Genomic DNA, 23,163 nt, shown 5'->3' on the forward strand with positions numbered 1-23,163 from the left:
ATAGGAGGTATGCCCTTGAATCCAACTTTTTATAAATTACGTCGAGGCAGAATCGTTTTCGGAGTATTTGCTGGACTAGCGGATCGATTTGGGCTCGATGCAAACCTATTGCGTTTTCTCTTTGTGCTCTTTAGTATCTTTCATGCTTATGGGCTTGTAGGCTTGGCTATTTATTGCCTATGTGCCTTCTCCTTGCCGTATAAAGAAGATCTTGAAAGAGAAAAGTATGGCCTCGGACCTCGCAAACGGAAGGATGCACAAGTAATCAAAGACGATGATCCATTCTTTTAAAGAATTTTCATGAATCGAATAAGAATGTGAGGCTGGGACAAAAGTCCTAGCCTCTCAATTGTCTTTGGATTATCGAGCAAGACGCAGTGGTTGAGTGAGCTCTACTACGCTGATTTCATCAGCTTTTACAGCCCTACTCAACTGTGCGGAGGTGGGACGACGAAATCGAATTCTAACGAATTACCGATTTCTGTCCCACTCTCATCTTTTTTTTCAAATGAAGAAACGATAGAAATATGGGATAACAAGGATAAAGAGAAACATCAAAGAGTACTGGAATGAGTGTGAGAATAATAGCATCAGTTTTGATACTAAAAAAAGATGCTTGAGCAAGTCTTACCTGGGATAATTTGCTATAATAGTAAGAGAAAACAAAAAGGGAGAAGCCTATGGCAATAACAGTCCGAGATTTAATTGATAAGCTTCGTTTGAAGGTTGTGTACGGCAATGAAAGCCTATTTGAAAAAGAAATCACAACGGCAGATATTTCACGTCCTGGACTTGAAATGACAGGATATTTTGATTACTATACTCCAGAACGAATTCAATTGGTTGGGATGAAAGAGTGGTCTTACCTCATCAAGATGACCTCCCACAATCGTCACCAAGTTTTGAGAAAGATGTTCCAGCCGGAAACACCGGTACTCATCATCGCGCGGGATCTAGAGGTTCCTGAAGAAATGCTCCGTGCTGCAGAGGAAAAGCAAATCGCGATTTTAAGCAGTCGCGTTCCAACTAGTCGCCTATCTGGTGAACTATCAAGCTACCTAGATTCTCTCCTTGCGGAAAGAACTAGTGTCCATGGTGTCTTGATGGATATCTATGGCATGGGGGTTCTGATCCAAGGAGATAGTGGAATCGGGAAGAGTGAGACTGGTTTAGAGCTCGTCAAACGAGGGCATCGTTTGGTAGCAGATGACCGGGTAGATGTCTTCGCCCGTGATGAGATGACCTTGTGGGGTGAGCCTGCTGAAATTCTACGTCATATGCTAGAGATTCGGGGAGTAGGGATCATTGATGTTATGAGTCTCTATGGTGCCAGTGCTGTGAAAGATTCTTCACAGGTTCAAATCGCGGTCTATTTAGAAAACTACACCAAGGAACAAACCTACGATCGTCTTGGCAATAATGCAGAAGAAATTGAGTTCTGTGGAGTGACTATTCCAAGAATTCGCATCCCTGTTAAGACAGGTCGTAATATTTCCGTTGTCATTGAAGCAGCAGCGATGAACTACCGCGCCAAAGAAATGGGATATGATGCTACTAAAACCTTTGAAGATCGATTGACCCAGTTGATTGATCAAAATGAGGTGAAAGTATGAATCCAGTAGCTATTCAACTCGGTCCCTTTAGTATCCGTTGGTATGCGATTTGTATTATCCTCGGTCTCCTTTTGGCAGTCATCCTGTCTATGAAAGAAGCACCTCGTAAAGGGATAGAGTCAGACGATATCATTGATTTCATTCTGATTGCTTTTCCAGTAGCGATCATAGGGGCCCGTCTCTACTATGTTATTTTTCGATGGTCATATTTCAGGGAAAATCCAGGAGAGATTTTTGCCGTATGGAACGGTGGGATCGCTATCTATGGTGGACTCCTGGCAGGGGCTCTAGTCCTCTACCTATTTTCACGAAGTCGTTTGATTGACCCGGTTGATTTTTTAGATATCGCTGCACCGAGTGTCATGATTGCTCAAAGTATTGGCCGTTGGGGCAATTTTGTTAACCAAGAAGCCTACGGAGCCATTGTTAAGAATTTAGATTATTTACCTTCTTTCATTCGGAATCAGATGTTTATTGATGGACATTACCGTCAACCGACCTTCTTATATGAATCTTGTTGGAACTTGCTTGGTTTTGTGCTGATTCTTTACTTGCGTCGTCGTCCGAAACTTTTGAGAAAAGGCGAAATTACTGCTTTCTATCTGATCTGGTATGGCTTTGGTCGAATGATTATTGAAGGAATGCGGACAGATAGCTTGATGTTTTTGGGAATTCGAGTTTCACAATGGCTTTCCCTGATCCTCATCCTACTTGGAATCAGCATCATGATCTATCAACGAAAAAAGAATGCACCATTTTATAGAACGGAAATAGATTAAGGAGAAAAGAAATGTTTATTGAAATTGCCTATGGGCTTTTAGGGTTAGCTTTAGTAGTTTTGGTCATCTACTTGATTATCTTGTTTTCAAAGATTGGAAAAGTTGTAGATGAGACTCAGGTAACGATTAAGACCTTGACATCAGATGTGAATGTAACCTTATACCAAACCAATGAGTTGTTAGCAAAAGTGAATGTTTTGACAGAAGATTTGAATCAAAAAGTTGCAACCATTGATCCACTCTTCACTGCAGTGGCAGATTTGTCTGTATCTGTATCAGATCTGAATGATCAAGCGCGTCAGATTAGCAAAAAAGCTGTCGTAGTTGGTGGGAAAACCGTTAAAACATCTGTCGGATTAAAGGCAGCTCGCATGGCTATGAAATTATTTAAATAAGAAAAGAGGTACCTTATGGGACGTTTATCATCATTATTAATTGGAACGATCACTGGCGCATCTGTTGCCTACTTCCTAACAACAGAAAAAGGGAAAGAGTTGACTGGGAAAGTCAAAGGTTTTGTAAAAGAATACCAAGAAAATCCACAAGAAGTTCATGATTCTGTGAAACAATCTGCGATTGAACTATCCAAGCAAGCATCAGACGCTATTCAGCAAACCAAGGAAAAAGTTGAAAGTGGTGAGATCAACAAAGACACTGTTATCGAGACAGTGAAAGATAAGACGCAGGATGTGGTAGAATTTTCACAAGATGCTATCCAAACGATTAAGGAAAAAATCCAGCAAAAGACCGGCAATCAAGCAAGTCCTTTCCAGCCTAAACAGGAAAAAGAAAGTGAAGAGATTGTCCTTGAATTAGAAGAAGAAACAGCTCTTCCAGAAGTGGAAGAAGAGATCAAAGAAACAGCTGTTGAAGAAGAATAAAATAATCCCTCACCATTGGTGAGGGATTCAAATTGAAGATAAAGTCTTCTGAAAAACTTCCCTTAGGTGAGTACGGACGTCAGCGAACTTCGAAGAAGTTCCATGACTTAGTTTTGAGCCTAAGGTCTCAAAACTCCCGAGTGCCTGAAACAACTTTGTTTCAGGCACTTTTCTCACAGCGGAAAGTTTTTAATCTTCTCAAATGGCTAAAAAAGTAAAAGTCATTTTTTGAAAATCGTCAAGCTGTTTTATGTAACACAATGGTTAGTCAATATTCAAAAATCCCTCACCAATGGTGAGGGATTTCTTTTATGAAACGACAAACGAGGATGGGAAATGCCAAAAAGCCTCCCGAAGGAGGCTAAAAATGTAATCTTAGTCCTGTTTCCGTTTTAACTGGAAAATGCGGAAAGCTTGGATACTTCCCAAACTACAAGCAATTGCTGAGGCAAAAGCAAAGAAGGTATTCATCTTCATTGATAAAAAGACGAAACTAAATAAAACAGTTAAGACACAAAACACAGCAATATTAAGGAAAAATAGTAGCTCACTTAATTGCGGAGCTGGTTCAGTATCAAGGTTAAAATCATAATTAGTTGTTGTATTCTCTTGTTGAAGAGGGACTTCGACATAGTCGTATTCTTCAACAACTCTAAGTTTTCTTGCGGGCATATTTCTCTCTCCTAACAGTACTCTATTATTTTAACACGTTTTCAAGCATAGAAATGTTACAAAACTGTTACAATTTTTACAAAATTAAGAAATTTAGAGAGCAAAATGACTTTTTTGGTATAATAGTTTTCATGAAAAAGATAATTATTACAGCTACAGCTGAAAGTATTGAACAGGTTCAAGCCCTTCTAGAAGTAGGTGTGGACCGTATTTATGTCGGAGAAAAGGAATTTGGATTACGACTTCCTCACACTTTCTCGTATGACGAATTAAGTCGAATTTCTGATCTAGTCCATGCGGCAGGTAAGGAAATGACAGTGGCTGTCAATGCCTTGATGCACCAAGACATGATGGATCGTATCAAACCATTTTTAGATTTCCTTGCTTCGATTAACGTCGATTATATCACGGTAGGAGATGCAGGCGTCTTTTATGTATTGAAGCGGGATGGCTACAGCTTTAAAACCATTTATGATGCTTCTACCATGGTGACAAGTAGCCGTCAGATCAATTTCTGGGGACAAAAGGCTGGTGCTTCAGAAGCAGTTCTTGCTCGAGAAATCCCATCTGCAGAGCTTTTCAAGATGCCAGAAATCTTAGAGATTCCTGCTGAAGTATTGGTTTATGGGGCCAGTGTGATTCATCATTCCAAACGCCCTCTTTTGCAGAATTACTACAATTTTACGCACATCGATGACGAAAAGACGAGAGAGCGCGATCTCTTTTTGGCAGAACCAGGAGATCCAGAAAGCCACTATTCTATCTTTGAGGACAAGCATGGAACTCATATTTTTGCCAATAATGACCTGGATTTGATGACCAAACTCTCTGAGTTAGTGGAGCATGGTTTCACCCACTGGAAGTTAGAGGGGATTTATACACCTGGTCAAAACTTTGTGGAAATTGCCAAGTGTTTTGTGAAAGCACGTGAGCTTCTAGAAGCTGGGACTTTCACATCTGATCAAGCCTTCTTATTGGATGAGCAGATTCACCAATTGCATCCTAAGAATCGTTTCCTTGACACTGGATTTTATGATTACGATCCAGACATGGTTAAATAAAGGAGAAAAGCCTGCCAGGAGTGCGGGCCTTCCTTTTTAGTGATGGTAAAGAATGAGAATTGTCAAAACAATTCCCAAACCATTGCCTTTCGACTGGATTTGCTATAAAATAGACAAGATTGATAATCTAACTAATATACTTGTAATATACTAGGAGATATGATGACAAAACAATTGAAACGTCCTGAGGTTCTATCACCTGCGGGAACACTTGAAAAACTAAAGGTTGCTGTGCGCTATGGTGCGGATGCTGTCTTCATCGGTGGTCAGGCCTATGGTCTTCGTAGCCGTGCAGGGAACTTCACTTTCGAGCAAATGGAAGAAGGAGTCCAATTTGCGGCCAAGTATGGAGCCAAGGTCTATGTTGCAGCCAATATGGTCATGCATGAAGGAAATGAAGTTGGAGCTGGTGAATGGTTTCGTCGCTTACGGGATATCGGAATCGCAGCGGTCATTGTTTCAGACCCTGCCTTGATTACCATCGCAGCGACAGAAGCACCTGGCTTGGAAATTCACCTCTCTACTCAAGCTAGTGCGACTAACTATGAAACTCTCGAGTTTTGGAAAGACTTGGGCTTGACACGGGTCGTTTTGGCTCGGGAAGTTTCGATGGCAGAACTAGCTGAAATTCGTAAGCGGACAGATGTTGAAATTGAAGCCTTTGTTCACGGAGCAATGTGTATTTCCTACTCTGGCCGTTGTACTTTGTCCAATCATATGAGTATGCGGGATGCCAACCGTGGAGGATGTTCCCAATCTTGTCGTTGGAAGTACGATCTCTACGATATGCCATTTGGCCAAGAACGCAAGAGTCTCAAAGGGGAAATCCCTGAAGAATTCTCGATGTCAGCTGTGGACATGTCGATGATTGACCATATCCCTGATATGATTGAAAATGGAGTGGACAGCCTTAAGATTGAAGGTCGGATGAAGTCCATTCACTATGTCTCTACCGTAACGAATTGCTACAAGGCGGCTGTTGATGCTTATTTGGAAAGTCCTGAGAAGTTTGAAGCGATTAAGCAAGACTTGATTGATGAGATGTGGAAGGTAGCCCAACGTGAGTTAGCTACCGGATTCTATTACGGAACACCATCTGAAAACGAGCAACTGTTTGGGGCTCGTCGGAAGATTCCAGAGTACAAGTTTGTCGGAGAAGTGGTAGCCTATGATGCGGACAAGCAAATTGCGACCATTCGACAACGGAATGTCATCAATGAAGGAGACCAAGTGGAATTTTATGGACCTGGGTTCCGTCATTTTGAAACGGTGATTGAAGATTTGCATGATGCCAAGGGCAATAAAATTGATCGGGCTCCAAATCCGATGGAGTTATTGACCATTCATATGCCAACACCAGTTGAACCAGGTGATATGATCCGTGCTCTTAAAGAAGGCTTGATCAACCTCTATAAAGAAGATGGAACCAGCCAAACGGTTCGTGCCTAAAACGTAAAAAAAACACCGCATGCTTCCCAAGCTTGGAAGTTTACGGTGTTTTTTGTTGTGCGATTCGAATCGTATGTGGAACGAGACTAATCTTTTGAATGTCAGAAATTCGAATGATGGTTGACATACTCTTTTTAAAATTCTTGACAATGAGTTGTTTTCGTTCCTGATCATATTTCACGATATCGCCTGTAAAACTCTTATTTTGGAAGATGACATGGACTCCTTGTTTTTTTCGAAGGGCCAGTTCAATAATCTGAATCGTTTTACCATCCTCTAAAGGAGCTGGTTGAGAGGTTTTATCGTTGAAAAATTCATTGGCTCTGTCCTTGAGAAGCTCAAGAAATCTTTTCATAGCATAATTCTCCATAAGTTGATACAATATATTATAGAAAATTTCATTCATTTTGTAAAATTTTTTACGAATTATTAAGGTGAAAGACATTGAAAAGGAGTATGAAATGGCAGATTTTAGTTTTGAAATTGAAGAACAACTCTTGGTCTTATCTGAAAATGAAAAAGGATGGACCAAGGAGTTAAACCGGGTTAGCTTTAATGGAGCACCTGCCAAGTATGATATCCGAACTTGGAGCCCTGACCATACGAAGATGGGCAAGGGGATCACTTTGACCAACGAAGAATTCCAAGTTTTGCTAGATGCATTTAAACAGTAATAGGATGAGTAAGAAAGAGAGTGGGACAGAAATCGGTAATTCGTTAGAATTCGATTTCGTCGTTCCACCTCCGCACAGTTGAGTAGGGCTGTAAAAGCTGATGAAATCAGCGTGGTAGAGCCCACTCAACCACTGCGTCTTGCTCGATAATCCAAAGACAATTGAGAGGCTAGGACTTTTGTCCCAGCCTCTTTTTTGATGCTTTCTATAATTATAGTTTGAAACTATATCCCATTCAAGAAAACAAGATTAACGCAAATCATTGTGGATGATGGGATGGACTGTTATAATAACCTTATTCATTTATGCCATGTAGCACTTATAGGAAAGGAATCCATATGTCAGATTTACTAAGTATTTATAAAGAATTGCAAGCTAAAAAATGGGTGGACTTGAGTCACCAAATCAATGCAGAAAGCCCACACTTCCCAGCTCTTCCTGCCTTGCAACAAGAAGACCTTTTCACATTAAAAGACGGTTTCCATGTCCAAAAATTTACAGTAGTTGGTCAATACGGAACACATATTGATGCACCGATTCACTTTGTAGAAGGGGGGCGTTGGTTGGATGAGATTGACCTAAAAGATCTCCTCTTGCCACTCTATGTTATCGACAAGTCTAAAGAAGTAGCAGCCAATCCAAACTTTATCTTGAGCAAACAAGATATCTTAGATTTTGAAGCTGAACATGGACAAATTGTAGAAGGAGCTTTTGTTGCCTTCCGTAGTGATTGGTCAAAACGTTGGCCAGATCAAGATGCTATGCGTAACCTCGATGAAAATGGGGTTCAACAAAGTCCAGGATGGAGCCGTGAAGCTCTAGAATTCTTGATTCATGAACGTCATGTTAAGGCTGTGGGTCATGAAACCTTTGACACAGATGCTGGTATTCCAGCAGCAGAGCATGGCTTGGTCAATGAATACTACCTTTTGGAACAAAATATCTACCAAGTAGAAGTCTTGAACCACTTGGATCAAGTGCCAGCAGTAGGTGCCTTGATTTCAATTGCCTTCCCTCACTGGGACAAGGCAACTGGTTCACCTGTTCGTGCCATTGCTATCTTGCCTTAAAAAAACAGAGCCTGAAGCGTATCTTCAGGCTCTTTTATATGGATGTTGAAATCTATTAGTGAATCTGATGGTTATCTTATCAAACCTAGTTATCTTACAAAAATGTAAGGAAAGAAAGTTAAAATGAAAGATTAGACTATGGTAGCTCCAATGATGATCCATTAAAATAAAAACAGAAGAAAAAGGCTTGTCAGACAAACCTTTTCTGATATTAGCGCATGGTAACGAATTCTTCGGATCCAGTTGGATGAATAGCGACGGTTGCATCGAAATCAGCTTTTGTGGCTCCCATCTTGATAGCAACGGCAAATCCTTGGATCATTTCATCCACCCCATATCCAAGTCCATGGAGACCGACAACGGTTTCTTCCGGTCCTGCAGTGATGAGTTTAAATTTAGCCAACTGACGATGCTGGGTCACAGCTGAATACATAGAGGCGAAACTTGAAGTATAGACCTTGATGGCGTCTTTTCCATATTGTTTTTCGGCTTCTTCTTGAGTGAGACCGACTGTACCAATAGCGGGATGGGAAAAGATAACGGTCGGAATGGTTGCGTAGTCCATTTTAGCATCGGTTTTTCCATTAAAGAGACGTTCGGATAGGGTACGCCCTGCCTTGATAGCGACAGGAGTTAATTCTTTTTCGCCTGTGACATCTCCAAGAGCATAGATGTCAGGAACAACCGTATTCTGGTATTCATCCACTGCAATGAATCCTTTTTCATTTAAGGTGACACCTGCGGCTTCTAGATTAAGGTCTTGGACGTTTGGTTTTCGGCCGGTCGCCCAGATGACATGATCAGCGACAAAAGATGTTTGATCTTCGAAATAGACTCGGATTTGACCATTTTCTTCCTTTGTGAGTCGGACAGGAACCTTGTGAGGATGGAGAGGCAATCCTTGTTTATCCATCTCCTCCATTAAGCCATCGACAATGTAAGAATCAAACTTTCTTAAAGGACGATCACCTCGAACGAAGAGGTCTGTCTTAACACCAAGGGCATGAAGAACACCGGCTAGTTCTACCGCAATGTAGCCAGCGCCAATAATGGCAACTGATTTTGGTAGTTCTTCCCAAGCAAAGACATCGTCAGAGGTTTCTCCTAGGTCTGCTCCAGGTAGATCTGGGATGTAAGCATGAGCCCCTGTAGCGATCACAATGTGTTTAGCCTTGATGGTTTCCCCGTTGACTTCGACTGTATGGGCGTCGACAAAGCGAGCGCGACCTTGGATATACTCCACACCATTTCGTTTAAAACTGCCATCATAAGAAGAACGAGCCCGATCAATATAAGCTTCGCGATTTTTTCTTAAGGTCGCAAAATCAAAATTGGTCTGTTCAGAAGTAAACCCATAATCTGGACCGTAATCACGAATGGCTTCAGCAATTTGGGCGCCATACCACATAATTTTTTTAGGGACACATCCTTTGTTGACACAGGTCCCACCTAGTTGCTTTTCTTCAATAACAGCAGCTCGGGCTCCATGTTCTCCAGCTCGGTTCATGGTAGCAATCCCTCCGCTACCTCCACCAATGGAGATAATATCAAATTCTTTCATGGTTAGTACTCCTTTGTTGATTTACACTTTCATTGTAACAACAAAGGTTACAAAAATCAAGAAATTGCCATCGTTGAATAGGAGGAGAAAACAAGATAGCAAAAAAAACGTGCAAAACAGATGATTCTGAATTGAAAAATGAGGAAATATGATATACTAAACTTATAAATTGAAACGCTTTCGAATACTGGAGGAAAGAAATGAAGAAATTTAAAAAATGGCAAATTATTACAGCGACAGGTGCTGCAATAGCAGTTGTAGGAATGGGGAGCTGGCTTGCTTTTGGAAAATCAAGTAGTGGCCCTGAAGAAATGGTCAATATAACACCTATGGTACAAACCGTGAAAGAAGGTTCGATTGCTTCCTCTGTTCTATTGACAGGTAAGGTCACAGCCAATCAAGAACAATATATTTACTTTGACGGAACCAAAGGAGATTTGCAATCGATCTTAGTGAATGTCGGGGATCAAGTAACCGCTGGCCAAGCTATTGTTCAATATAGTAGTACAGAAGCGCAATCTGCCTATGACGCGGCGGTACGTGCGGTCAATAAGGCAGATCGTCAATTGAACGATCTCTTGACCAATGGAGTGACCATTGATACAACAGGGGATGAGGAAGCAGATAGCAGTTCGGCCTCTCAAGCCCAACGCTCCTTGGATACACAAGTGGGAGATTTGCGCGATGCTCGTGCGGATGCAGTAGCCAATATGGAAAAAGCCAAGGCCTTGTTGGATGCTACAACCGTAAAAAGTAGTACAGATGGAACGGTTGTAGAAGTCAATAAAGATGTTTCCAAATCAACAACCGGAACCAACCAAACCCTTGTTCATATCGTCAGCAACGGTAACCTTCAAGTAAAAGGTGAGTTGTCTGAATACAATCTAGCCAACATTTCAGTTGGTCAAGAAGTGACCTTAACCTCTAAGGTCTATCCTGGAAAAAAATGGACTGGAAAGATTAGCTACGTTGCCAACTATCCGACAGATGCTGGTCAGGCTGGTGCAAATGCCGCAGGTTCTGGACAAGGAACAGGGGGAGCTAAATATCCGTTTACGGTAGATATTACCAGTGAGATTGGTGATTTGAAACAAGGTTTCTCTGTCAATATTGAAGTAAAAAGTTCAACCATCCATCCTTTAGTTCCTGTGACAAGTGTCTTATCAGACGGCGATCAAAGCTATGTTTGGACGATTGAAGCTGGCAAGGCTAAAAAAGTCAATGTTACCTTAGGAAATGCAGATGCAGAAAATCAAGAAGTCTTATCTGGTTTGAAGAAAGATGCGCAAGTGATCATCAACCCTTCTGGCGATTTGGAAGATGGGAAAGAGGTCGGAAAATATGACAAAATTGATTGAGCTGAAAAACATCAATAAAAGTTATCAAAATGGCGATCAAACCCTACAGGTATTAAAGGATATCCATTTAGATGTGGAAGAAGGGGAATTTCTAGCTATTATGGGACCTTCCGGTTCTGGGAAATCTACCCTAATGAATATCATCGGTCTTCTGGATCGTCCGACCAGCGGTGAGTACAGGCTAGAGGGGGAAGAAGTAGGAAATCTTAGTGAGAAGAAATTAGCCCAGGTTCGCAATGAACAAATAGGCTTTGTCTTCCAACAATTCTTTCTCCTATCGAAACTCAATGCTTTTCAAAATGTCGAGCTTCCCTTGATTTATGCAGGAGTAAATCCTTCTAAAAGAAAAGAATTAGCTGAACAATTTTTAAAGAAAGTTGAGCTAGATACGCGGATGCACCACCTTCCTTCGGAATTGTCTGGAGGGCAAAAACAACGGGTGGCCATCGCGCGTGCTTTGGTCAATCATCCTTCTATTATCTTAGCGGATGAACCAACAGGAGCTCTTGACTCCAAGACCGGCGATCAGATTATGGAGCTTTTGACAGCCCTCAATCAAGAAGGCAAAACCATTATCATGGTGACCCATGAAACGGAGATTGCTGCCTATGCCAAACGTCAGATTGTCATTCGAGATGGAGTGATTTCTTCGGATAGCCGCAACGAAAGGAGGGCCTGATGCAGAACTGGAAATTCGCTATTAGTTCCATTATGGGACATAAAATGAGATCGTTCTTAACCATGGTAGGGATTATCATCGGGGTTGCCTCAGTCGTTGTCATCATGGCTCTCGGAGATGGGATGAAAGCGGGAGTGACTAAGACCTTTACCAAGGATCAACAATATGTTCAGATTTCCTATTCCGCCCGAAAGAGTGGCTACATGACTGGTTTTAATCTTGGACCAGAACCTGTCTCAGAAGAAGGAGGCGCAGAAGGTGGTGGCGAAGGCGGTGTTGCCAGTGAAGAAGACCAAGGAATGTCACCGCCAGCTGGCTATGGAGAGGAAAGTAGCGAGGACGTTGACAACCCAATCCTTGAAACACCACCCGTCGTTCAAGAAGAATGGGTCAAGGAATTAACCAAGATTCCTGGTATTGATGGCTACTATGTTGGTAATACGGCCAATGCCACTATCTCCTATCAGAAGAAAAAATCTGAAGGGGTCAATATCATGGGAGTCAATGATACTTATTTCTCAGTAAGAAAATTTGAATTGGTTTCAGGAAGAAAACTAAATCCTTCAGATTATCAGAGTTTCTCACGGGTCATCATGTTGGATGAAGGCTTAGCTTCGACCTTGTTTGGAACGGAAAGTGCCCTCAACCAAGTGGTTGCTGTCGGAGACAACAACTATCGGGTGGTAGGGATCTTCAAGGATCCAAATGCTGGATCAGCATTATACGGGGTTTCTTCTGGAGGAAGTGCCTTGATGGCCAATACCCAAGTAGCTTCAGAATTTGGAACAGAAGAAATTTCTACTATTGTGGTGCATATCCCGGATGTCAAACAGATTAAACCAACTGGGATCGAAGCGGCGAAAAAATTAACCGAGTTATCGGGAGTTCGCCAAGGAGAGTTCCAAATCTTTAACATGGATAGTATCTTGGAGCAGACCAATCAAATGCTCGGTATTATGACAACAGTCATCGGAGCGATTGCAGGAATCTCCCTTCTCGTTGGTGGGATTGGGGTCATGAATATCATGTTGGTATCTGTGACTGAGCGGACACGTGAAATCGGTCTGAGAAAAGCTCTTGGAGCTACTCGTGGAAAAATCTTGATTCAATTCCTCATCGAATCCATGGTCTTGACCATGATGGGAGGAATTCTCGGTCTGGGATTGGCCTATGGTGTCAATGCCCTCATCGCCACAGCTGCCGCAGGTGCTCTAGAAGGACCACCAGTCGTCTCCATGTCAGTGGCTATCGGAAGTATCATCTTTTCAGCTTGTGTCGGAATTGTCTTTGGTATCTTACCAGCAAGCAAGGCATCAAAACTCGATCCGATTGAAGCTCTTCGCTATGAATAAGGATGAATGACCTATATAGTTGACTCGGATGAAGTGAAATTTGATTATGAATGAATGGAATGTGATGGAAAAGGGAGAAGGAACCCTTTCCTTCCATTCCTTTTTTCATTTTTCCTGCTCAAGAATAGTGTATTTCCCCGTCAAATATGATAAAATAGGGGAGAATAACTTAGGAGGTTCCAAATGACTACTGAACATATGGAAGAATTAAATGACCAGCAGATTGTCCGTCGTGAAAAGATGGCGGCCCTTCGTGAACAAGGAATCGACCCATTTGGAAAGCGATTCGAACGAACTGCAGATTCTGGTCAATTGAAAGAAAAATATTCAGAATTAGATAAAGAACAACTTCATGATTTGAACGAAACGGCCATTATTGCGGGTCGTCTTGTAACCAAACGTGGGAAAGGGAAGGTTGGCTTTGCCCACCTTCAAGACCGTGAAGGTCAAATCCAAATTTACGTTCGGAAAGATGCCGTCGGTGAAGAAAATTATGAAATTTTCAAAAAGGCTGATCTTGGAGATTTCCTTGGGGTAGAAGGAGAAGTGATGCGGACTGACATGGGTGAGCTTTCCATCAAAGCTACTCACATCACACACTTGTCTAAAGCCCTTCGTCCCTTGCCTGAAAAATTCCACGGACTTTCAGATGTGGAAACCATCTACCGCAAACGTTACTTGGATTTGATTTCGAACCGTGAAAGCTTTAACCGCTTTGTAACCCGTTCTAAAATCATCTCAGAAATCCGTCGTTACTTGGATGGTCAAGGCTTCCTTGAAGTAGAAACGCCTGTTCTTCACAATGAAGCTGGTGGAGCATCTGCCCGTCCGTTTATCACTCACCACAATGCCCAAAACATTGACATGGTACTTCGGATTGCGACCGAGCTTCACTTGAAACGTTTGATCGTTGGTGGGATGGAACGCGTCTATGAAATCGGACGTATCTTCCGTAACGAAGGAATGGATGCTACTCATAACCCTGAATTCACCTCCATCGAAGTCTATCAAGCCTATGCTGACTACCAAGATATTATGGACTTGACGGAAGGGATTATCCAACACGCTGCGAAAGCCATTCATGGGGATGGTCCTGTTAACTACCAAGGAACTGAAATCAAGATCAACGAACCATTCAAGCGTGTCCACATGGTGGATGCAATCAAGGAAATTGCTGGTGTTGACTTCTGGCAGGAAATGAGCTTTGAAGCAGCAGCAGCCCTTGCCAAAGAAAAACATGTGCCAGTTGAAAAACACTACACTGAAGTGGGGCATATTATCAATGCCTTCTTCGAGGAATATGTGGAAGAAACCTTGACACAACCAACCTTTGTCTATGGACACCCTGTAGCCGTATCTCCATTGGCTAAGAAGAATGATGAGGATCCTCGTTTCACAGATCGTTTCGAGCTCTTCATCATGACCAAGGAATATGCTAATGCCTTTACAGAATTGAACGATCCAATCGACCAATTGGAACGGTTCGAAGCGCAGGCACGTGCCAAAGAATTGGGAGACGACGAAGCAACTGGAATTGACTACGATTATGTAGAAGCTCTTGAATATGGTATGCCACCAACAGGAGGATTGGGAATCGGTATCGACCGTCTCTGCATGCTCCTTACTGATACGACTACTATCCGTGACGTATTGCTCTTCCCAACTATGAAATAAGCTAAAAGAAAACACTGATCACAAGATCAGTGTTTTTGAATGTATACAGACTATTGCTTTACATAAGACAACTAGATGATTTTCAAAAAATATCTTTTATTTTTTTGTTATTTAAGAAGATTAAAAACTTTCCGCAGTGAGAAAAGTTCCTGAAACTAAATTGTTTCAGGAACTCGGGAGTTTTGGAACCTTAGGTCCAAAACTAAGTCATGGAACTTCTTCGAATTTCGCTGACGTCCGCATTCACCTAAGGAAAGTTTCTAAATGAACTTTGCCTCTATTCTAAAATAATTATCTTGCAATCAGTGTTTTTTAGTCTCCAAATAAGAGGTATCATTCCAAGTTTCTAAGAAAAAGTGCTCAAAATCATCTGTTGTCAAAATGGTCACACTAGCATTGTTGAGGCCACCGTTTTTACGGAGTTCCTCTGTTTTATAGCCAAGTAGGCTCCGAATAGAAGCGGTTAAATTAGCCCCATGGCCAACAATTAGAATGGCCTCGCCAGACTTGTCTTTTAAACTTTTGATAAAATTTACGGTCCGTTGGGTGGTTTCTTCAACGGATTCTGCTCCGAAAATATCGTGGTGAAACTCAGCTAAATTATGACGAAAGGCCTTCATTTCCTCCGGATAGAGAGCCTTCAACTCCACAATTTTTCTACCTTCTAACCTACCAAGCCGCCATTCCCGTAGAGCAGGAGTCTCTTGGAGGGAGATAGGATGTTGATTTTGCTCGAGAATGATTTGAGCGGTATGGACAGCTCTAGGCAGGTCACTTGAATAAGCTGCATCAAAGTATGTTTGAGATAAATGCTGGCCCAAGGCTTTTAACTGCTGGATGGAAGATTCTAAAAGCGGAGAGTCACCATTTGCCCCTTGGATACGTCCCTCTTCATTCCACTCAGTACGTCCGTGACGGACAAAATATAATTTCATATTGGTTTTATCCTTTACTCAACTAAGTCCTCGAAGCTAGCCTTGACAAAATCAGCTAAATCTTGCGCCTTGATTTGAATACTGTGACCAACTTCACCTGCAGAGACAATCATCTGATCTAGATCAAGGGCTGACTGGTCAATAAAAATAGGGTAGTTGTGTTTTTGTCGAATGCCAACAGGATTATTGGCCCCATGAATGTAGCCCGTCGTCTTTTCCAAGTCTTTTTGCGGAATCATACTAACTTTTTTATTGCCAGATAGTTTTGCCAATTTTTTTTCTGACAAGTGGGCAGAGATGGGAACAATCCCAATGACGGGACCAGTTTTATCACCTATTAGAGCCAGTGTCTTATAGATTTGATCAGTCGTAATCCCTTCTGGAATGATTCCCTCAAGGGCATTGATTTGTAATCCTGTATGGTCGATTTTTGCTTTTTGCAAGATTTGTTCAACCAATGTTTTTTTTACTTTTTGTTTTTTTGCCATCTCACTCTTCTCTTTCTCTTAATTTCCTAACATTATATCACACTCTTTGAGTTTCCGTTCAAGAGAAAAAGAGGCAGTTGCCTCTTTTAATTTTTTTCGACTGTAAATAGTTTTCGGTAGATCTTTTCTTGATCTTGTGTAGGCGCAATCTGGTTCAAGTCCAAGTAGTGGGTGAAGCCATTCAATTGCCCCTGAGAGGTGTACTGATGAAGATCATACTCGTCATCGGTAGATGGGGCAGCATTGTAGTAGCCGTCATCATAGCCATAAGTTGGAATCCAGAGGGCGGTAAATTTATCTGTGGAGATACTATGTTCTTCCATGAAATAGGTCCCAATATAGATTCCGATATTTTTGGCTCCCAATGATTCTAGCTTGGCACGGAAAGCTTCCACTCCAGCGTTCATATCATTCATCGTTTTTTCTTCTACATCCAACCAATAATAGGTTGGTTTGTATTTTTTGGACGCCTGATAGAACTCTTCTGCTTCCTTTTCCATTTCTTTTTTGTCCTTGGCAGCTACGTAAGCATATACCGCAACTGGAATATTTCGTTTTTGAAACTCTTTAATATGAGTTTCGTATGATTTGTCAATTCCATTTAAATAAGTTGCAGCATTTTCTTTTTTAGCTTGAGCGCCACTATGAACTCGAACAATGACTCCAGAAACATTCTGTGCTAAGAGATCATAATCAATCTCGCTTGGCAATTGCCAACCAGAGATATCAATAATTGGTCGATTCAAAAATTCTTGATCTAATTCTTCAACTGAGTCAGAAGAAGAGGAAGATGGGATTTTTGTTTGATTGGTTTTCTTTGCCTCTTGTAGAGTCTTGTTTCTAGCAAGTTGATTCCTTTGGATATCTGCTACTGTTTTAGAAATTATCAAAAAGGAAAAGATACTTGCGAAAAAGACAAAGAGGACAATTGGTTTAATCCTTTTTCTCATACAGAATCATTTTACCGTAAAAGATGGAAAAAGGCAAAACAAAGGGTCCGAAAACAGGAAAAAATAAGATGATATTATAGTGAATCAGAGAATTGATTTTCCTTGCTTCCTCACAATAGTTGAAGTAGAAATAAGAGTTAGACTGGTCTGTTTGATCATCTTTTGAAAGTGAAAACCGAATCTTATTTGGTCTTTTCTTTTTTTTACTATTGAAAGGTGATATAATGAAATTTGAAAATTAGAAGTATGGGTGTTACATGAAATTAGAAAAACGTCATTTTTTAAACTATTCAATCCTGATCCCTTACCTCCTTTTGTCAGTATTGGGATTGATTGTAGTCTACTCGACAACGAGTGCCTTAGCCATCCAAAAAGGGGTTAGTCCTTTCGGAATGATCAGAAGCCAGGGGATCTTTTTTGTTCTAAGTTTGATCACTATTCTGATTACCTATAAGGTGAAATTAAATGTCCTTAAGAAAAAGGGCTTCATTGGAATTTTCATTATAGCTGAGACGATCCTTCTTTTGCTATCGCGTTTCATCACAGATACGGTGAATGGTGCGCATGGATGGTTGAGTTTTGGAGGTTTCTCTATTCAGCCAGCTGAGTATTTGAAGATTATCATCGTCTGGTACTTGGCCCTGGTCTTCTCCAAAAAGCAAGAAGAGATTCAACGATATGATTACCAAGCGTTAACCCACAATCAATGGCTTCCTCGAGATTTGTCGGATTGGCGTTGGATGGTGCTCTTCCTGATTGCTATTGTGGTCATCATGCCAGACTTAGGAAATGCGACCATTCTTGCACTGACAACCTTAATTATGATTAGTGCAAGTGGGATAGCTTACCGCTGGTTTTCAAGCCTATTAGCCATCCTAGTGGGAGGCTCAACCGTTCTTCTTTATTCCATTCAGCTAATTGGGGTAGAGCGTTTCTCTAAAATCCCTGTCTTTGGCTATGTAGCGAAACGTTTCAGTGCTTTTTACAACCCCTTTAATGATTTATCAGATTCGGGACACCAACTAGCCAATTCTTATTACGCCATGAGTAATGGGGGCTGGTTTGGCTTGGGACTTGGAAATTCGATTGAAAAGCAAGGGTATCTGCCAGAAGCTCATACAGACTTTGTCTTTTCAATCGTTATTGAAGAACTTGGTTTTGTGGGAGCTAGTCTCATCTTAGCCTTGTTGTTCTTCTTAATTTTGCGCATTATTCTTGTCGGGATTCGGGCAAGAGATCCATTTAATTCAATGATGGCGATTGGTATAGGAGGGATGCTCCTGACCCAAACCTTCATCAACATTGGTGGGATTTCTGGGCTGATTCCTTCGACAGGGGTGACCTTCCCCTTCCTTTCACAAGGAGGAAATAGTTTGTGGGTCTTATCCATTGCGATTGCCCTTGTCTTAAATATTGATGCGAGTGAAAAGCGTGCCCTAGCTACTCAAGAGGCCCCTTCTTACGAGAAGCCTCAGAAAATTCAGAGCTATTACTAAACCGGTGTGAGTAAAGAAAGGAGTTATCATGACTTTACAAAAACTAGAGAGCTATACCAACAAAGAGATTATCAAAGAAGAAGCTGAGATTTTAACCACTATTTTAGAAGATATTGCTAAAAATTTGGTGAGTCCAGAAACCTTTAATAAGATTCTTGAATTGAAAAAACTATCTGTTTCAAAAGACTATTTAAAATTGGATCAAATTGTCAAAGAGCTATCAAATGAAGAGATGACCGTGATTTCTCGCTACTTTGCCATTCTCCCCTTGTTGATTAATATCTCTGAAGACGTTGATTTGGCTTTTGAAATCAATCATCAAAATAATGTGGGGCAGGACTATCTAGGGAAACTATCGTCTACCATTCGCCAGGTAGCTGAGACTGAAAATGCACAGGAAATCTTGGAGCACCTCAATGTAGTACCGGTACTGACCGCTCATCCGACCCAAGTGCAACGGAAAACCATGTTGGACTTAACCACTCACATTCACAGTCTTTTACGCCAACATCGAGATGTAAAAGCTGGCTTGATGAACGAAACCAAATGGTACAACAATTTGCGTCGTAATATCGAAATTATGATGCAAACCGATATGATCCGTGAAAAGAAACTCAAGGTAACCAATGAGATTACCAACGTCATGGAATACTATAATAGTTCCTTCCTTCAGGCTGTTCCTAACTTAATGTTGGAATACAAACGTCTTGCCAAGGAGCAAGGGATTGAGTTGCAACAACCCAAACCGATTACGATGGGAATGTGGATCGGTGGAGACCGGGATGGGAATCCTTTTGTAACCGCAGAGACCTTGAAGCGATCAGCTACGATTCAAAGTGAAGTCATTCTGAACTATTATATTCAGAAAATCTCTAGTCTTTATCGGAACTTCTCCCTCTCTACCAACCTTTCAAAAACCAGTCAAGCGGTTGAAGAGATGGCAGCCCGTTCCAGTGATACATCTGTCTTTAGAGAGAAGGAGCCCTACCGTCGGGCCTTCCATTATATTCAATCCAAGTTGGTCCAAACCTTTTTGAATATCAAGGAATGGTCTGTTGTTGGCTCAACAGTAGATGACCGTCATCCGGTCGAACGTCTTCTTGGTGCTCACACCCATCAACAAGGAGTGGTTTCCGATTATATCGGTACCCGAATCAGTGGTGCGATCCAAGAGTTGGCAGAAGATCGCCCTCCTTATTACGAAACAGTTGAAGAATTTAAACAGGATTTGACCCTTATTCAAGAGTCATTGATTGAAAATAAGGCAGAAGCTTTAATCTCAGGGGAGTTTGCTGAGTTATTAGAAGCAGTAGAAGTCTTTGGATTCTTCTTGGCTTCGATCGATATGCGTCAAGATTCGAGTGTCCATGAAGCTTGTGTTGCGGAACTTCTCAAAGAAGCTGGAATCAATGACCATTACAGTGATTTGTCAGAAGACGAAAAGTGCGAGTTGCTTTTACAAGAGTTGTTAGAAGATCCTCGTATTTTATCTGCTACCCATGCAGAAAAATCAGAATTGCTTGAAAAAGAATTAGCTATTTTCCAAACAGCGCGTGAATTAAAAGACCGCTTAGGAGAAGATGTTATTCGCCAAACCATTATTTCTCATGCAACCAGTGTATCGGATATGCTTGAGTTGGCTATTATGTTGAAAGAAGTGGGACTGATTGACAAGGAAAGCGCACGTGTGCAAATTGTTCCCCTCTTTGAGACGATCGAAGACTTGGATCAATCTGAAGATACAATGAGAAAGTATCTATCACTTCCAATTGCTAAACGCTGGATTGCTTCTAAGAATAACTACCAAGAAATTATGCTTGGTTATTCAGATAGTAACAAAGATGGTGGTTATCTATCTTCTTGTTGGACTCTTTATAAGGCCCAACAACAATTAACAGCGATTGGCGACGAGTTTGGTGTCAAAATTACCTTCTTCCATGGCCGTGGGGGAACGGTTGGTCGTGGGGGTGGTCCAACCTATGAAGCCATCACCTCACAACCATTGAGATCCATTAATGACCGTATTCGTTTGACGGAGCAAGGCGAGGTTATTGGCAATAAATATGGGAACAAGGATGCAGCTTATTACAACTTGGAAATGTTGGTATCTGCAACGATTAACCGGATGATTGCTAAGCAGAAGAGTGAAAAGAGCATGTCCGATCAGTACAATGAGATTATGGACCAGATTGTCAATCGTAGCTACGATATTTATCGTGAACTGGTGTTTGGCAATGAGCATTTCTATGATTACTTCTTCGAATCCAGTCCGATTAAGGCCATTTCTAGTTTCAATATTGGTTCCCGTCCAGCAGCCCGTAAGACCATCAAAGAAATCGGTGGCTTGCGTGCTATTCCTTGGGTCTTCTCATGGTCACAGAGCCGGGTGATGTTCCCTGGCTGGTACGGTGTAGGCTCTAGTTTTAAAGAATTTATTGATGCAGATCCTGAAAACATTGAAACCTTGCGTTATATGTACCAAAAATGGCCATTCTTCAAGTCTCTTCTTTCAAACGTAGACATGGTACTCTCAAAAGCCAATATGAACATTGCTTTTGAATACGCCAAGCTTTGTGAGGAAGAGGAGGTTCGTGACATCTTCAATATTATCTTGGACGAGTGGCAATTGACTAAGGATGTTATTTTACAGATTGAAGGTCATGATGAACTCTTAGCTGAGAACCCTTATCTAAAAGATAGTTTAGATTATCGTATGCCATACTTTAATGTTCTAAACTATATTCAATTAGAATTAATTAAACGCCAGAGACGCGGCGAATTGCCTGCTGATCAGGACAAGTTGATTCATATCACGATTAATGGTGTCGCGACAGGATTGCGTAATTCTGGTTAATCGTGAACCATAAAACCAATCCCGATTAAAGGGATTGGTTTTTTATTGGAATAAAGTGAAAATGATTGTGAAAAAACTCGAAAATTGGTCGCAAAGAATGAAATATCTAGCTGTTTATTTCAAAAAAGAAGTGGAAATGAGATTTCACAAACTTTCATTTGGGTAAATTCCTTTAAGAAAAAAGAAATAAGAAAAAAAGCTAGTAAAACACTTGCAATTTAGACGAAATTTGATAAAATAGTAAGGAAAGTTAGACTGTATTGCCTACTGTCTATCTATAAAATATATTTTATTGGAGGCTTTTACTCAAATGGCAAAAGAAAAATACGATCGTAGTAAACCACACGTTAACATTGGTACTATCGGACACGTTGACCACGGTAAAACTACCCTAACTGCAGCTATCACAACTGTTTTGGCACGTCGCTTGCCTTCATCAGTTAACCAACCTAAAGACTATGCGTCTATCGATGCTGCTCCAGAAGAACGCGAACGCGGTATCACCATCAACACTGCGCACGTTGAGTACGAAACTGAAAAACGTCACTACGCTCACATCGACGCTCCAGGACACGCGGACTACGTTAAAAACATGATCACTGGTGCCGCTCAAATGGACGGAGCTATCCTTGTAGTAGCTTCAACTGACGGACCAATGCCACAAACTCGTGAGCACATCCTTCTTTCACGTCAGGTTGGTGTTAAACACTTGATCGTCTTCATGAACAAAGTTGACTTGGTTGACGATGAAGAATTGCTTGAATTGGTTGAAATGGAAATCCGTGACCTTCTTTCAGAATACGATTTCCCAGGTGATGACCTTCCAGTTATCCAAGGTTCAGCTCTTAAAGCTCTTGAAGGTGACTCTAAATACGAAGATATCATCATGGACTTGATGAACACTGTTGATGAGTACATTCCAGAACCAGAACGCGATACTGACAAACCATTGCTTCTTCCAGTCGAAGACGTATTCTCAATCACTGGACGTGGTACTGTAGCATCAGGACGTATCGACCGTGGTGTCGTTAAAGTCAACGACGAAATCGAAATCGTTGGTATTAAAGAAGAAATCCAAAAAGCGGTTGTTACTGGTGTTGAAATGTTCCGTAAACAACTTGACGAAGGTCTTGCAGGGGACAACGTTGGTGTGCTTCTTCGTGGTATCCAACGTGATGAAATCGAACGTGGACAAGTTATCGCTAAACCAGGTTCAATCAACCCACACACTAAATTCAAAGGTGAAGTTTACATCCTTACTAAAGAAGAAGGTGGACGTCATACTCCATTCTTCAACAACTACCGTCCACAGTTCTACTTCCGTACAACTGACGTAACTGGATCTATCGAACTTCCAGCAGGAACTGAAATGGTAATGCCTGGTGATAACGTGACTATCGACGTTGAGTTGATCCACCCAATCGCCGTTGAACAAGGTACTACATTCTCTATCCGTGAAGGTGGACGTACTGTTGGTTCAGGTATGGTTACTGAAATCGAAGCTTAATTCGATCTAGTTCCCAGATTAACAATTATATAGACAGACAGAAAACCCCGTGAAGACGGGGTTTTTATTGTTTTAAAAAGTAAAAGAGTTTGTGCAACCTTTCATTATCA

22 protein-coding genes are annotated in these 23,163 nt (G+C 41.3%); 16 read left to right on the forward strand and 6 right to left on the reverse strand.

All coding sequences use genetic code 11. The features are described from left to right. Positions 1-15: 15 nt before the first annotated feature. The 5 genes from EAI95_RS00540 to EAI95_RS00565 all read left to right on the forward strand — a co-directional run bounded on the left by EAI95_RS00540 (position 16) and on the right by EAI95_RS00565 (position 3,273). Positions 16-291 carry a PspC domain-containing protein gene (locus EAI95_RS00540; RefSeq protein WP_048689503.1) on the forward strand — a complete coding sequence of 92 codons (276 nt, stop codon included), beginning with the start codon at positions 16-18 and terminating at the stop codon, positions 289-291. 389 nt (positions 292-680) lie between these two features. Continuing rightward, entirely contained in the window at positions 681-1,613 is a 933-nt protein-coding gene (gene hprK, locus EAI95_RS00550; RefSeq protein ID WP_023027089.1) for an HPr(Ser) kinase/phosphatase, read from the forward strand. After that, positions 1,610-2,392, forward strand: coding sequence for a prolipoprotein diacylglyceryl transferase (lgt, locus tag EAI95_RS00555; protein ID WP_129821887.1), 783 nt, complete (start codon positions 1,610-1,612; stop codon positions 2,390-2,392). Before hprK ends, lgt begins: the two co-directional genes overlap by 4 nt. An 11-nt stretch (positions 2,393-2,403) precedes the next feature. Further along, positions 2,404-2,787 (forward strand): DUF948 domain-containing protein, encoded by a 384-nt coding sequence (locus tag EAI95_RS00560; RefSeq protein WP_129821888.1) that lies wholly within the window; start codon positions 2,404-2,406, stop codon positions 2,785-2,787. 15 nt (positions 2,788-2,802) lie between these two features. Further along, a complete protein-coding gene (locus tag EAI95_RS00565; RefSeq protein ID WP_129821889.1) occupies positions 2,803-3,273 on the forward strand; it encodes a YtxH domain-containing protein in 471 nt (156 codons plus the stop codon). A gap of 375 nt (positions 3,274-3,648) precedes the next feature. Here EAI95_RS00565 and EAI95_RS00570 read toward each other — a convergent pair whose 3' ends face one another. Beyond that, a complete protein-coding gene (locus EAI95_RS00570; RefSeq protein ID WP_048689491.1) occupies positions 3,649-3,945 on the reverse strand; it encodes a DUF3270 family protein in 297 nt (98 codons plus the stop codon). Positions 3,946-4,076: 131 nt separating this feature from the next. Here EAI95_RS00570 and EAI95_RS00575 point away from each other — a divergent pair, with 131 nt between their 5' ends. Beyond that, a complete protein-coding gene (locus EAI95_RS00575) occupies positions 4,077-5,006 on the forward strand; it encodes a peptidase U32 family protein (RefSeq protein ID WP_006597381.1) in 930 nt (309 codons plus the stop codon). 162 nt (positions 5,007-5,168) lie between these two features. Next, entirely contained in the window at positions 5,169-6,455 is a 1,287-nt protein-coding gene (locus tag EAI95_RS00580; protein ID WP_023023881.1) for a U32 family peptidase, read from the forward strand. A 40-nt stretch (positions 6,456-6,495) separates the two neighbouring features. Here the strand turns inward: EAI95_RS00580 and EAI95_RS00585 are convergent, their stop codons facing one another. Beyond that, a complete protein-coding gene (locus EAI95_RS00585) occupies positions 6,496-6,825 on the reverse strand; it encodes a hypothetical protein (protein WP_040803002.1) in 330 nt (109 codons plus the stop codon). Positions 6,826-6,916: 91 nt separating this feature from the next. Here EAI95_RS00585 and EAI95_RS00590 point away from each other — a divergent pair, with 91 nt between their 5' ends. Both EAI95_RS00590 and EAI95_RS00600 read left to right on the forward strand, forming a co-directional pair. Then, positions 6,917-7,129: a YdbC family protein gene (locus EAI95_RS00590; RefSeq protein ID WP_006597402.1), complete on the forward strand. Its 213-nt coding sequence runs from the start codon at positions 6,917-6,919 to the stop codon at positions 7,127-7,129. Between the two features lie 338 nt (positions 7,130-7,467). Further along, positions 7,468-8,199, forward strand: a complete 732-nt coding sequence (locus EAI95_RS00600) for a cyclase family protein (RefSeq protein ID WP_048717387.1) — start codon at positions 7,468-7,470, stop codon at positions 8,197-8,199. 211 nt (positions 8,200-8,410) lie between these two features. Here EAI95_RS00600 and gorA read toward each other — a convergent pair whose 3' ends face one another. Then, a complete protein-coding gene (gene gorA / locus EAI95_RS00605) occupies positions 8,411-9,760 on the reverse strand; it encodes a glutathione-disulfide reductase (RefSeq protein ID WP_061564194.1) in 1,350 nt (449 codons plus the stop codon). 200 nt (positions 9,761-9,960) lie between these two features. On the opposite strand from gorA, the gene EAI95_RS00610 reads away from it, so the two are divergent. The 4 genes from EAI95_RS00610 to lysS all read left to right on the forward strand — a co-directional run bounded on the left by EAI95_RS00610 (position 9,961) and on the right by lysS (position 14,823). Further along, positions 9,961-11,118 carry an efflux RND transporter periplasmic adaptor subunit gene (locus EAI95_RS00610; RefSeq protein WP_129821890.1) on the forward strand — a complete coding sequence of 386 codons (1,158 nt, stop codon included), beginning with the start codon at positions 9,961-9,963 and terminating at the stop codon, positions 11,116-11,118. Beyond that, a complete protein-coding gene (locus EAI95_RS00615) occupies positions 11,102-11,797 on the forward strand; it encodes an ABC transporter ATP-binding protein (protein WP_006595919.1) in 696 nt (231 codons plus the stop codon). Before EAI95_RS00610 ends, EAI95_RS00615 begins: the two co-directional genes overlap by 17 nt. Next, positions 11,797-13,149, forward strand: a complete 1,353-nt coding sequence (locus EAI95_RS00620) for an ABC transporter permease (protein WP_129821891.1) — start codon at positions 11,797-11,799, stop codon at positions 13,147-13,149. Before EAI95_RS00615 ends, EAI95_RS00620 begins: the two co-directional genes overlap by 1 nt. Positions 13,150-13,332: 183 nt before the next feature. After that, on the forward strand, positions 13,333-14,823 hold the full coding sequence (gene lysS / locus EAI95_RS00625; protein ID WP_129821892.1) for a lysine--tRNA ligase: 1,491 nt from the start codon (positions 13,333-13,335) through the stop codon (positions 14,821-14,823). Between the two features lie 302 nt (positions 14,824-15,125). Here lysS and EAI95_RS00630 read toward each other — a convergent pair whose 3' ends face one another. The 3 genes from EAI95_RS00630 to EAI95_RS00640 all read right to left on the reverse strand — a co-directional run bounded on the left by EAI95_RS00630 (position 15,126) and on the right by EAI95_RS00640 (position 17,196). Further along, positions 15,126-15,758: a histidine phosphatase family protein gene (locus EAI95_RS00630; RefSeq protein WP_129821893.1), complete on the reverse strand. Its 633-nt coding sequence runs from the start codon at positions 15,756-15,758 to the stop codon at positions 15,126-15,128. A 14-nt stretch (positions 15,759-15,772) separates the two neighbouring features. Beyond that, positions 15,773-16,246 (reverse strand): aminoacyl-tRNA deacylase, encoded by a 474-nt coding sequence (locus EAI95_RS00635; RefSeq protein ID WP_129821894.1) that lies wholly within the window; start codon positions 16,244-16,246, stop codon positions 15,773-15,775. A gap of 86 nt (positions 16,247-16,332) precedes the next feature. Next, positions 16,333-17,196: a GH25 family lysozyme gene (locus tag EAI95_RS00640; RefSeq protein WP_129821895.1), complete on the reverse strand. Its 864-nt coding sequence runs from the start codon at positions 17,194-17,196 to the stop codon at positions 16,333-16,335. 257 nt (positions 17,197-17,453) lie between these two features. Here EAI95_RS00640 and EAI95_RS00645 point away from each other — a divergent pair, with 257 nt between their 5' ends. From EAI95_RS00645 to tuf, 3 genes are all read left to right on the forward strand, one after another. Next, the gene (locus EAI95_RS00645; RefSeq protein ID WP_048717375.1) at positions 17,454-18,692 is read left to right on the forward strand and encodes an FtsW/RodA/SpoVE family cell cycle protein; all 1,239 of its coding nucleotides are present in this window, start codon (positions 17,454-17,456) and stop codon (positions 18,690-18,692) included. A 28-nt stretch (positions 18,693-18,720) separates the two neighbouring features. Then, entirely contained in the window at positions 18,721-21,546 is a 2,826-nt protein-coding gene (gene ppc, locus EAI95_RS00650; protein WP_048717373.1) for a phosphoenolpyruvate carboxylase, read from the forward strand. 310 nt (positions 21,547-21,856) lie between these two features. After that, positions 21,857-23,053 carry an elongation factor Tu gene (gene tuf, locus EAI95_RS00655; protein WP_070665412.1) on the forward strand — a complete coding sequence of 399 codons (1,197 nt, stop codon included), beginning with the start codon at positions 21,857-21,859 and terminating at the stop codon, positions 23,051-23,053. The last annotated feature ends 110 nt before the right edge of the window (positions 23,054-23,163 follow it).

The organism is Streptococcus sp. bf_0095, assembly GCF_004166885.1.
GTDB lineage: Bacteria > Bacillota > Bacilli > Lactobacillales > Streptococcaceae > Streptococcus.